Here is a 12,547-nt window from a genome sequence, read left to right as displayed (position 1 = left end):
TGGCTATCCCGCTTTTCGCCGCATCACGACTCGCAGCGGGTTACCCGTAAATCCCCATGCTTCGCGAAACCCGTTATGCAGATAGCGCACGTAGTGCTCCTCCACGAGCTCCGGATGATTCCCGAATACGGCGATCGTTGGCGGCGACGTTTGCACCTGCGTTGCGTAGTTCAGCCTCACTTCACGCCCGGCGGCCTGCGGCGGCTGCAGCCGCGATAACAGCTGACCCAATCGTTCATTGACTTCCGATGTGGCAATGCGCTTTTGCCGTTCCTCATCGACCGCGACAATGAGATCGAGAACGCGCGTCACTCGCAAGCCCGTTTTCGCTGAGGTAAAGAGGAACGGAACGAAGTTCAGATACGGAGCCTTCTCGCGCGCCTTCTTCTCGAAGCGCGCCGCGGCCTTGTCGTCGCGCTCCGCGAGATCCCATTTGTTGACGACGACGATCAGCCCACGTCCCGCTTCCCACGCCAGTGCGGCGATCTTGAGATCCTGATTCTGGATCTGCCCCTCGGTGGGCTCGACGAGCAGCAAGCAGATCTCTGCACGCTCGATCGCCCGTCGTGTACGAAGCGCGGAATAAAACTCTATTCCGTCTTCGATGCGGCTTTGCCGGCGAAGGCCCGCGGTATCGATGAACACGAGCTCACGTCCGTGGTAGCGCATCGGCGTATCGATCGCGTCACGCGTCGTGCCAGCAATCTCGGACACGACGAGTCGCGTCTCGCCAAGCAGCCGATTCACGAATGACGACTTGCCAACGTTGGGACGCCCTACCACAGCGACGCGCAGCGCGGATTCCTCCTCCACCGCAACCGGAGGCAGATGCTGCACGACTTCGTCGAGCAGATCGCCCGAACCCATGCCATTGTTGGCGGAGACCGGAATTGGATCGCCGACGCCAAGCGAGTAGAACTCGTAGAAGTCCGTGCTGCGCGGCTTGTCGACTTTGTTCGCGACGAGCAACCAGGGCTTTCCCGATGCGCGCAGCATGTCCGCGACATGCGCATCGCTTGGATGGACACCAGCGATGGCATCAACGACAAAGAGCAGCAGATCCGCCTCGCCGACTGCCTGTTCGACTTGCCGCCGGATCTCGATATCCATCGGCCGCTGCGGGTCGGCGGCAACGCCGCCCGTATCGACCAGCCAGAAGGCGCGGCCACTCCAGTCCGCGCGCGCAAAGTGGCGATCGCGCGTCGTTCCCGCCTCTTCGGAGACGATCGCCGTCTCGTGTCCGACGATGCGATTGAAGAGCGCGGATTTTCCGACGTTCGGTCGGCCGAGCAAGGCGACGACTGGAATACCCGCGTCTTTCATGCGGCTGCGTCACCGCCGGGAGCGCGCGCGTGCTCGACATCGCTCTCGCCCGCGAGCACATCGATGAAGTCATACGAAGGATACAAAGGCATCGGCAACGATTCGCGGACCTCGATGAACGATTGTTCATCGAGGAACACGCCGTCATCGTTGATCGATTCGGCGGGAATGAGCGCGAGATCCAGGTCGTAGCGATTCGTCAGTGCGCGCCGCATGTCGGCGCCGACGAGCAGCCCAGCGGTCGTCGTTGTGGGACCGAAGAGCGAGTTCTCGACGCGAATCAGCTCGAAGTGAGCCCCGGTCGCTACAGCAAGCAGCTCGAGGAGTTCCGGCATGAGGGGGGCCATCGATACTCCGGTGACCACACCGATGCGCTTGCTCGATAGGCGCGGCAGGCTCGTTAGGCCTGCGCGCACGCGCCCGCGCAGCGCGGTGACGGATCCGACCCCGTTCTCGATCTGGGCGAAATCACCATAGTGCGACGCCGGCGGCAGCGGTTGCTCCGCGAGCAAATAGAGCTCGTCGGAACCAAAGACCCACGTCTCGCCGCGCTCGCGCTCTGCGCGCTTCGACCAGCGCGTGGCGATGTCGAGCAAACCCGCGGCGCGAGCTGCGTCCATCGGCGTTCCCGTGTAGAGATGCGAGAACTGCGTCAGGCCGACGGGAACGATCGCGACAGAGAGGACTGCGTCGCCGAGCGTCCACAGGTCGCGCAACGACTGCTCGAGGACGTCGCCATCGTTGAGCCCGGGGACGATCACCATCTGACAATGGAACTGAATGCCGCCGCCAGCCAGTCGCGTCAGCTGCGCCGCGATGTCAGGGACGCGTGGATTGTTGAGCAATACCTTCCGCGCTTCCCAGGGCGTCGCATGCACGGACACATACAGCGGCGAGAGGCGATACTCGAGGATGCGCTCGATGTCGCGCTCTTTCACATTCGAGAGTGTCGCGAAGTTGCCGTACGCGAAAGACAGTCGATAGTCGTCGTCGCGCACGTAGAGATTCTTACGCAGACCCGGGGGCAATCCTTCGATGAAGCAGAACTCACACCGGTTTGCGCAGCGACGCACGGTCGGCGGCACGAGCTCGACGCCAATCGCCTCGCCTTCAGGGCGCTCGATCTCGTAGACGATCTCTTCTCCGTTCGGGAGACGCGCTTCGAGGACGAGCTCGTCGTCGGCCGCGAGAAACTCCCAATCGAGGAAGTCTCGAAGCTCGCGGCCATTCACGGACAACAGTTCGGTTCCGGGAACGATCTCGAGCTCTTCCGCGATGCTTCCCGCTCGTACTTTGCTCACGCGAACCATGGTTCGCCTCGCCCTCACCATCAGTGCAATGGGGGAAGATCACCGGATCTTCCCCCAACGCGTCTATCGCCCGCGACAGCGCGCCGCGAGTGCTCACGCAAGGTAGAAGGTCAGGCTAGCCAAGGCAAGCCAAATGAGGCACTTGTGATCTGGAGAGCACTACGGACGGACGGCGCCGCCAATCGACCGCGCAACTGCCGTCGATCGCCGGTGCAGTTCGTCAGTTGCGCTGTTAGCTCTTCGGCTTAATCGTCGCGATATCGACGAGCGGCGCATACCTGAACGCTGCAATCCCAGCGCCCGGACTACTCACGCTGAATCGGCCGCTCTGACCTGCCGCGACAGGGCCGACAGTGGCGGTCTGTGAGGCCACTGCCTTGCCCATGGTGTCGAGGAAATCGACCTTCACCGTGTACGTCTGGCTCTGGTCGGTGCTGTTCATGATGCTGCCGCCGACCGTCGACTTGTCCTCCGCCGTGGAGAACTCGTTGAACGTTACCTTCATCGGAAATCCTTCGGCGATGTTGTTGTACTTCAGCGCCGAATCATTGACCGCCTTGGCGGAATCGAAGTAGACGCGCGCCGAGTCCTCGTAGGCCTTGCTCGACTTCGGCAGCTTCGTCTTCTTCGCGAGCGCATTGTAATTCTTGATCCTCTCGTTATAGCCCTTCGCAAGATTCGCGAAGCTGATCGTGAAGAGCCGGTAGTTGTCGCCGTTCGACGGATCGACGCTCACGAGCTGACGGATGACCGGTAACGCCTGCGGATACTTGTCGGCGTTGAGGTACATGATCGCAAGGTTGTAGAGCACGTCGCGATGATACGGATTCTTCTTGTACGCCGCTTCGAACATCGTGATTGCATCCGGGACGTTCTTCGCCTTGGCCAGCCCGACGCCAGCGTTTAGCAGTTGCGAAAAGCTCAAGGCACTTGGATTCGCCAGTTGCGCGGCGTAGGTCGCACGAACCGCGGCGGTGTCGCCACTGGCCGATGCGATGCGCGCGAGCCCACTCCGCGCCTGATCTGCGAAGTTTCCCGCCTTCGGATCCTGCGCGAGCGTCTCGTAGCCCCACTTCGCATCGCTGATGTAGGCAGCTTTCTCGGCGCCCGTCGCTGACTCCGCGGCATCAGCAGCAAGATTCGCGGCCGCAAGCATCGTCTGACGCTTGAGGTCACCGTACGTCGTATCCGTGCCCGACTTCTCGACGGTCTGCTTGAAGTAATCGATCGCCTGACGCGGCTGATTCTTTTTCTGCGCCAGATTGCCGAGCACCATGTAGCCGTATGGCGCATTCGGGTTGAGAACAAGCGAGCGCCTTGCAAGCAGCTCGGCCGAATCCGGGTGATCAGCGTTGAGCTGCCCAATTGCGTCATTGATCATCGCGACCCAGCCCTTTTGGGCGCGCCACGCACTCGTCTGGCTCGCGCACTCCGGCATCGCCTTCTCGACCGTGGAGAACGCGGAATCGATCGATGTCACGAGATCTATCGGCTGCGTTGGATTCTGGGTAAAACCGATCGCGCCGCGCGTCGTCGAGGACGTCATGTTGGGCTGCGAAAGCCACATCACGAGCGTCTTGCCGTAAACGAAATTCGCGCCGACAGGGTTCTTCGACTTGTCCGCCTTCTCGAGAGAGGCGATCGCGTTCTTCAGCTGCTTCTGCGCGTCCTCGGGCTTGGCCGAATTCTGCGCGACCTGCAGCGAAAGCATGGCCCGCGCAACTTCACCGGGCTTGCCTTCGTCCACTTCGCATTCCTTTGCCTTCTGCTGACCGCCGGCCACAGCCGTGACCGCCGCAGACAGCAGAACGGGTACTAGAGCCTTCTTCGCTGTAGCGAGCATCAAACTCTCCTCGTTTAGCAACACGAAAACCGGGCACCTGCCCGCGCTGCCTTACACCCTCGAGTTATTGCCGTTCCGCTTGGTCGGCGGCGAGCTGGAATATATCCCGAAGCGGCCGTCCTGTCTCCTGCGCAACGCGCTGAACATCGGAAAATTCCGGTTTGGCTCGCATGCTTCCGTCGGGCAACCGGACGACCTTGATCGCCACCGAATGGCCGAGCACTTCGACCGTTCGTGACTCGCGAGGCAGAGCCCGTCTCCGCACGGCAATTCGACGAACGCCGATGGTCGTCGTCTCACGAAACAGGATTTCCTCGAGTGCGTCGGCCCCCGCCGGACGCGCGAGAACCTCGATCCGGGTCCCTGGCCTTCCCCGCTTCATCGTGGTCGGGATCAGCACGACGTCCAGGGCGCCGGAGTCCCGCAGCAGGTCCGCCGTAGCAGCGAGATACTCGGGCGTCATGTCGTCGATGTCGCTCGAGAGCTGCACGAGATCCTCGATGGTCGCCGCTCCCCCGCCTGACGAGCATTCGGCAACGATGAGTCGCAGTGCATTCGCTCTTCCGGCGAAGTCTTTCGTCCCGGCACCGAAGCCGCTCCGCAATGGGACGTATTCGCTCGGCGGGGGCCCCGATGAGAGTACTCTCACCAGCGCCGCGCCAGTCGGTGTCACGAGCTCTCCCGCACCACTGGGGCCGGGACGAACCGCGTGTCCCTCGAGCAGCCGCAAAGTCGCCGGTGCGGGTACTGGCAGCGTTCCGTGCGCTGCCTCAACCACTCCGTCACCGGTTGTAATCGCGCCGCAGTAGACGCGCGCGATCCCAAGTTGCTCGAAGCCCCACACGCCGCCGACGATATCGAGTATCGCGTCTACCGCGCCGACCTCGTGGAGATGAACACGCTCGACGGTCGTCGCATGAATCGCCGCTTCGTGCTCGGCGATCAACGTGAACGCGCGGTTCGCGCGTTCCTTCACCGCCGGCGGCGCCGCCGACTTGGAAAGGATGTCCTGCAGATGACGGAGGTGTCGTCCATGTGGCTGCGGCGGAATGTCGAAGTCGATCTTCTTGCAGGCGATCTCGGCTCGCTTGACATCGGCAATGCGGACGCCGACGCCTTCGAGGCCTAACGAGTCAGGCAGGGCGCGGAGCCACTCGGCGTCGAGACCAACGTCGAGCAGTGCGCCTAACGTCATGTCGCCCGAGATACCGCTGAAGGGATCGAGAATGCCGATTTTCATCAACGTGCGCTCAGAATCGGTAGGATGCGCCGCTTCCGGTATTGAAGACGACGACTTCGGCGTCGCGCGGAATGCGCCCGGCGGCGACCAGCTGCTCGGTCACGGCAAGTGCGCATCCGCCCTCTGGCGCGGCATCGATGCCAGTGGCGCGTGAAACGCGGTGCGTGCCTGCGACTATTGCCTCTTCACTCACCGCAAGCGCGTCGCCGCCGCTTTCGCGCAACGCGCGCAGGATGAGTCGATCGCCTAACGGGCCCGGCACGCGCAGCCCGCTCGCATGCGTTACCGGTTTGTCCCACGGCGTTGCCGTATCCTGCCCGGTGGTAAAGGCACGCACGACTGGCGCACAGCCCTCCGCCTGCGCGACGATCATCTTCGGGAGGCCCCCTTCGGAGTCGAGCCAGCGCCACGCGCGCAGCTCGGCGAAGACTTTCCACATGCCGATGAGCCCCGTTCCGCCACCCGTGGGATACACAATGTGAGTCGGCAGCCGCCAGCCAAGCTGCTCGGCGAGTTCGATGCCCATTGTCTTCTTTCCCTCGATGCGATACGGCTCGCGAAGCGTCGACACATCGAAGTAGCCGCTCTCCGCGGCGAACGTGCGCGCCTGCTTTCCGGCGTCGCCGATATGTCCGTCGACCAATTGCAGATCAGCACCGAACACACAGATCGTGTCGAGTATCGGTCGAGGCGTCGTCGCTGGCGCGTACACGCGGACCGGGAGTCGCGCGGCGGCGCCGTAGGCGGCGAGCGCCGCGCCCGCATTCCCTGCCGTTGGGACGACGAAGCCGGGCACGGCCAATGCGCGCGCTCGGGTAACCGCCGCGCTCATGCCGCGCGCCTTGAAGGAACCGGTGGGATTCAGCCCTTCGTCCTTGATCCACAAACGGCGCACGCCGATCTCCTTGGCGAGCTGCGGCGCGTCATGCATCGGCGTGAGCCCCTCACCTAACGACACCGGCTGCTCTCCCTCCGCGAGCGGCATCACCTTGGAATACCGCCACATGTCCCAGCGCTGCGTCACCGCCGTACGCGGAGGCGGCGCCGAGTCGAAGCGCACGAGATAGGGCTGTCCGCACACCGTACACACTGCGGCTCGGGCGTTGCCCGCCGCCTGGTGCCCGCACGCCGAACATTCGAGGTGCCAATTACTCACGATTCGTTCTGATTGAGGTTGGTCGCCAACGTCGTTAGGGCCTCGGACTGCTCCGCGTCGTCTTTGGCTTCCGCATCTGGAGCCGACGCCGCGTCAGATCTGAGAAGCGCCGCCTGGATTTTCGCCGCCGCTTTGAGACTGAAGCCCGGCAGCGCGGCGATTGCTTCGGGCGACGCAGTCCGCACGCCGTCGAGGCTGCCGAACGCTTCGAGTAACTGGCGCCGCTTGCGCTCGCCGATTCCCGGAATGCGCAGCAGCTCCGACGTCACCGTACGCATCGACCGGCGCTTGCGTTGAAAGGTAATCGCGAATCGATGCGCTTCGTCACGGGCTTGCTGCAGGATGCGCAGCGCGGGTGAACGGCGCGGAAGCCGCAGCGACTCCGGCAGCCCAACGAGAAAGATCTCCTCTTCCCGTTTGGCGAGACTGATGAGTGGCAGCGTGCCGAGGCTGAGCGACTCGAGCGCAGCATAAGCAGCGCTCAGCTGTCCCTTCCCCCCGTCAATCACGACCAGATCCGGCAACGACTTCGCTTCGTCGAGCCGGCGACGGAAATATCGCGTTACGACTTCGCTCATCGACGCGAAATCGTCGATGCCACGCACGTCACGCACTTTGAACTTGCGATACTCCGCGCGATACGGCCGGCCGTTCTGGAACCACACGCACGATGCGACGGTGTCAGTGCCCTGCGCGTGAGAGATATCGAAGCAGACGATCGCCCGCGGCACACGCTGCAGTCCGAGTTGCCGCTGCAGCTCGTAGATCGGATCGCCGGCGCGCTCCTCGGTTTCTTCACCCGTGAGCCGCGCTTCCTCGAGGAGATGCCGCGCATTCTGCGTGGCGAGATCGACGAGTTCGCGCCGCGGTCCGCGCTGCGGGACGTGGATCCTCGATCCGTCGAGTGATTCCTCGACAAGCGCACGCTCCTCCATATCGAACGGAACGAGCAACTCGCGCGTGCGTTCTGTCGCGACGCGGTACGGGCCGACGAGAAACGCCTGCAGGACCGCGGCGTCGCTTTCCTCGTCGATGTTCTCGAAGAATTGATGGTCGCGCGCAAGCAACTTACCGCCGCGAATACGCAGCCAAGCGACGCATGCGTCGGCACCGTCACGCGCGTACCCGATGACGTCGCGATCGCCACCCTCGAACTCCATCACCACGCGCGGCTCCTCGAGCCGTTCGAGGTGCTGCAGGATGTCGCGCAACTCCCCGGCGCGTTCAAAGTCGAGCGAATCGGCGGCGAGCTGGATTCGTTCTTTCACGCGTCGCATCACTTCATCGGCACGCCCGTCGAGAAAGAGGATGACCTCGTCGATCATCGCGCCATACTCAGCCTGTGACTGAAGCAGCACACAGGGCGCCTTGCACCGGCCGATGTGATAATCCAAACACGGCCGCTCCGGCGCTGCGCGCGGCAAATCGTACGTGCATGAGCGAACGGTAAAGATCCGCTTCACAACGTTGAGTGCACGTCGCATCGCACCGACGTCGGTGTACGGTCCGAAATAACGCGAGCCATCGTCCACGACCTGGCGCGTGACGTATACCCGCGGAAACGGCTCGGGGATCGTGACCTTGATGTATGGATACGACTTGTCGTCGCGCAGCGCGATGTTGTACTTCGGGCGATATTCCTTGATCAGGTTCGCCTCGAGAATCAGCGCGTGCGCCTCGCTCGGTACGACGATCGTGTCGAGTGACGCCGCTTGCTGCATGAGCGCGAGCGTTCGGACACTCGTGAACTGATCGGGATTGACGTAGCTCCGTACGCGCGACCGCAATCGCTTTGCCTTACCGACGTACAGCACCGTGCCATCGGCGTCGCGCCAGAGGTAAACCCCCGGCGACTCCGGCAAATGAGGAATCTTCTCGAGAATGGAATCTGCGCCGCCCGCCATGCCTCGAATTATACCCCGCGTGCCTTCCTCTACTCACCTCGTACAAAAGCGAGCGCGCGCCAGCGCGCTGCTGTCTCCGATTCCTTAGCGTCGCCTGACGCGAGCGACCAACACTCGCGCTTCTGGAATTCGCAGCGCGAGCGTCAGCGCGCCGTAGACGAGCCCAAACGCACCGAGGACGACGGCAGCGAAAAAGAATCGGTGGGCAGTCGAAAACTCGCGTCGGATCAGGAACGCCGACGCGGCGGCAACCGCCGCCGAGAGCCAGAGCATGCCGACATACGACTTCGGCAAACCGGTCGCGCCGATCCGTCGATTGAGGCGGGAGCGCAGGAGCAGGAACTCGATCCAGCCGGCGATGCCGGCTGAGGCCGTGAGGCCCGCCGCACCCCATCGCTGATCGATGCCGAGCCAGCCTGGGAGCGGTATCGCGAACAGATAGCCGAGCATCGTCGTCAACGTAACGCGCACGATCGCGAAGCGAAGTGGCGTACGCGTGTCGTGCAGCGCGTAGTACGTCGACGAGTAGAGACGTCCGAGCGTGCTCGCCAGCAAACCAACTGCCGATCCGGCGAGAATACCCCACGTGAAGAACGTATCAGTCTGATTGAACCGGCCGCTCTGGAAGAGCGCTCGCGCAATGACGTCTCCGAGAGCGAGAAACGCCGCCGCCGATGGAATAACAAAGAATGCAATGCGTCGCAGCCCGGCGTTCAGTCGCGCTCGCAACATCGTCGCGATCTGCGATTCGTCGCCCAGCACACTCGACATCTCCGGGAGCTCGGCCGCCGAGATCGACATGCCGAACAAGCTCACCGGCAGTGTGTAAATAGTGACGGCGTAACCAAGCAAGGCAACCATACCTTGAGGCAGCAGGCTGGCCAGCAGCTGGTCGACGTACGCACTCACCTGCACGATGCCACGGCTGAAGAACACTGGAGTGAAGTTCGCCAGAACTCTGCGGACGTTCGACCGCGTGTAGTCGAGTGACAGACGAAGCCCCGGTATCAGCCGGAGCACGGTAGGCAGCTGCACCAGAAACTGGAGGACCGCTCCCGCTACGGAGGCCCAGCCTAACGTGACCGCGAGGTGAACTCGGTCTTGCCGGCCGCCAAAGCCAAGCAGGGCGGCGATCATTGCGACGTTCCAGAGGACCGGTGCCGCGTACGAGAGAAAGAAGCGACGGTGGCTATTGAGTACGCCCAAGCACCACGCGGACAGCACGAAGATTCCCGCTCCCGGGAACAGAATCCGCGTCAGCGCTATCGTGAGGACGCGCTTCTCCCCCGTGAAACCGGGCGCAATGACGGGGATCAGCAACGGCGCCAGCAGCACTCCCAGAAGCACCAGCACTGCCGTCACGAGCGCAAGAATCGCGGCGACCGCGCCGGCGACGCGACCGGCCTCGTCGCCTTCGTCTCGCGCGAGCAGACTCGAATACACCGGGATGAACGATGCCGACAACGCCCCTTCGCCGAACAGATTCTGCAGCAGATTGGGAATCTTGAACGCGGCCATGAACGCGTCGGCAGCAATCCCGGTCGTAGCGCCGAGGTACCGCGCCATCAACGATTGCCTAACGACTCCCAGCAATCGTGACGCGAGGATACCCGACGCGACCAGCGCGGCGGCAGCTCCCGTACCGCGTGGTCCCACCGGCTGCGACGCCTCCGGCTTGTTCACGGGTGCCGTCGTCGTCACACCCGTTCCGCGATCGGAGCGTCGAGGCCGACCGCATTTGCGGTCACCAGCCTCGACGCGTGGCGCTCGGCTTCCGCACGTAGGAGATCGATCAATGGCGCGCCGTAACGCGCGAGGAAGGGCACGAAGTTGAGCACTCTCTCTTGTCGTTTCCCAGCTGGGTACAGCGCGCCGCTCGCCGTCGCAACGTCCCGCATCATCTCCGCTTCTCGACGCTTGACTGCGGCGATATAGCGTCGCTCCACGCGCTCCACTCGGTGCAGCAGCGATCGCCTCAGTCCTTGCAGAGACGCGGCGGGAACCAGGTCGTCACGATCCGAGATTTCCAGCGCCGCGACATCGGCTTCGAGATCGTGACGGAGCTGACGGAGCGCTTCGCTGACATCGTTCGATAGAGAAGCGCGCGCCAACCGACTCTCGACCGCGTGCCGGTCGCGCAGCTCCTCGCGCGAGATCTCGAGGCGCGAGAGCAAGCGCTCGATTCGCGGTTCGAGAATCGTCGCGGACCAGCGTGGCACTGCCAATGGAGTTGGTACGTTCAGCTCCTCAGCCGCTGCACCGACCTGCGCGAAGTAGGCTAGCTCTCCAGGACCGGCGACATAGGCAGCGCTCGGCATGATGAAACGCTCAACGATCGGTCGCAGGAGTACGTTTGCACCGAGCGCTTGTGCCTCCGCCGTCGTCAACAACTTCGCCGCGTCTGGCACCGACACGCGTTGCTTTTCCCCGCTCGGCGCGCCGGCGAACACGAGCGACAGATCAGGCACGTGATCGACCTGTGGCTCGAACCCAGCGGCACGAATGCTGTCGTAGCGCTCGCGCAGGGATCGCTCGACGGCACTTGCCGCGCCCAGGGCGCGCGAAAGGACGGGCTGCGCAGCCCGGCGAACGGCTGCGTGCGAGGCGTCGAGGACGGCGATGCCCAACGGTTCGAGTACACCGCGCATGTGTCGCAGGTAGGCCGCCCCTAACGTCGTCCGCGACGTGTACTCGCGACGAATAAGCTCGAGCGCGCCCGGATCTGACGCCGAGCCGCACGCCGCCGCGAGCTGATCGACGAGTTGCTCGACCTCCGCCAACGGAACGTCGTTCATCGGAATCCCGTCGCGCTCCGGCGCCGGAAGGCGAAGCGTACGGACGCCGCCTGGTTCGACTATACTCGCCCCGCTCGCTTCCTCGAAGTCGGCGTCATCGGTCGCGGCCCAGAACACCGGTGCGACGGCGATACCGGTTTCGCGCTCGAGCACATCGGCGAGCGTGAGCGCGCTGACCGCCTTGAGGAGGGTATACAATGGACCGCCGAAGAGCGCTGCCTGTTGCCCCGTACTGACGACCACGCCGTCCGCGTCGATCACACGTTGCAAGCGATTCGCCGCCGCGCCGCGCGGATCGATCGCCGGCGCGAGCGCACGCAACCAGTTCTCGCTGCGCGTCGCGCGCACTTTGTCGAGGTAGGCTCGCCACGCCGCCGCGCTGCGTGGGCGCTCGACATACCACTGACGAAGCTCTCCGCGCTGGGCGGCGAGCGCGAGCGGGGAGCCACCCAACTCCTCGGTTAGCACTCGGGGCAGAGTCATGCGCGCGCTGTTACTTGTGATACGGTTCGCGCCGCACGATCGTCCCCGCGCGATACAGTTGCTCGGCGAGAACGAGTCGCGCGATCTCGTGAGGCAGTGTCCACGGCGCAAGGGCGAGACGCGCCGAGGCGACGCGTTGCGTAGCCTCTCCAAGCCCGTGAGCGCCCCCGATCACGAACGCGACATCCTTTGCCTGCTCGCGTCGTCGTTGCAGCCACTGCGCAAACTCCTCCGAGGTCATCGTGACACCGCCACGCTCGCACGCAACCACGTACGTCGAATCCGGCAGCGCAGCCGCGAGACGCTCGCCCTCGCGCGCACGCACTTGCTCCGGCGCGAGCGACCGGCCCGACTCTTCGCGGACCTCTTTGAACTCTAATGGCCAGTACCGCGCAGCTCGCGCCTCGTAATCGCGAATCGCCGCCGCCAGGGCCGCATCTCGCGGCTTGCCGACGACGGCGACGATCATTCGCATCTCGTGCTCGGACGCCCG

The 12,547-nt window shown here is 63.8% G+C and carries 9 protein-coding genes; all 9 read right to left on the bottom strand.

Annotated features, from left to right (window positions below; translation table 11 throughout):
• Window positions 1-3 precede the first annotated feature (3 nt).
• The 9 genes from der to VGH98_09470 all read right to left on the bottom strand — a co-directional run bounded on the left by der (window position 4) and on the right by VGH98_09470 (window position 12,529).
• Window positions 4-1,323 (bottom strand): ribosome biogenesis GTPase Der, encoded by a 1,320-nt coding sequence (der, locus tag VGH98_09510; GenBank protein ID HEY2376196.1) that lies wholly within the window; start codon window positions 1,321-1,323, stop codon window positions 4-6.
• Entirely contained in the window at window positions 1,320-2,624 is a 1,305-nt protein-coding gene (locus tag VGH98_09505) for a DUF512 domain-containing protein (protein ID HEY2376195.1), read from the bottom strand. The genes der and VGH98_09505 overlap by 4 nt, the downstream gene beginning before the upstream one ends.
• 241 nt (window positions 2,625-2,865) lie before the next feature.
• Window positions 2,866-4,476 (bottom strand): tetratricopeptide repeat protein, encoded by a 1,611-nt coding sequence (locus VGH98_09500; protein HEY2376194.1) that lies wholly within the window; start codon window positions 4,474-4,476, stop codon window positions 2,866-2,868.
• Window positions 4,477-4,540: 64 nt separating this feature from the next.
• Window positions 4,541-5,716, bottom strand: coding sequence for a nickel pincer cofactor biosynthesis protein LarC (gene larC, locus VGH98_09495; protein HEY2376193.1), 1,176 nt, complete (start codon window positions 5,714-5,716; stop codon window positions 4,541-4,543).
• Window positions 5,717-5,726: 10 nt separating this feature from the next.
• Window positions 5,727-6,872, bottom strand: a complete 1,146-nt coding sequence (locus tag VGH98_09490) for a threonine synthase (protein ID HEY2376192.1) — start codon at window positions 6,870-6,872, stop codon at window positions 5,727-5,729.
• Entirely contained in the window at window positions 6,869-8,776 is a 1,908-nt protein-coding gene (gene uvrC / locus VGH98_09485; protein HEY2376191.1) for an excinuclease ABC subunit UvrC, read from the bottom strand. The genes VGH98_09490 and uvrC overlap by 4 nt, the downstream gene beginning before the upstream one ends.
• An 84-nt stretch (window positions 8,777-8,860) precedes the next feature.
• Window positions 8,861-10,477, bottom strand: a complete 1,617-nt coding sequence (murJ, locus tag VGH98_09480) for a murein biosynthesis integral membrane protein MurJ (protein ID HEY2376190.1) — start codon at window positions 10,475-10,477, stop codon at window positions 8,861-8,863.
• Entirely contained in the window at window positions 10,474-12,054 is a 1,581-nt protein-coding gene (gene bshC / locus VGH98_09475; GenBank protein HEY2376189.1) for a bacillithiol biosynthesis BshC, read from the bottom strand. The genes murJ and bshC overlap by 4 nt, the downstream gene beginning before the upstream one ends.
• A gap of 10 nt (window positions 12,055-12,064) precedes the next feature.
• The gene (locus VGH98_09470; protein ID HEY2376188.1) at window positions 12,065-12,529 is read right to left on the bottom strand and encodes a 23S rRNA (pseudouridine(1915)-N(3))-methyltransferase RlmH; all 465 of its coding nucleotides are present in this window, start codon (window positions 12,527-12,529) and stop codon (window positions 12,065-12,067) included.
• Window positions 12,530-12,547: the final 18 nt, after the last annotated feature.

The organism is Gemmatimonadaceae bacterium (assembly GCA_036496605.1).
Lineage (GTDB): Bacteria > Gemmatimonadota > Gemmatimonadetes > Gemmatimonadales > Gemmatimonadaceae > AG2.
Note: the sequence above shows the minus strand (reverse complement) of the source record. Positions and strands in the feature narration are given on the sequence as shown.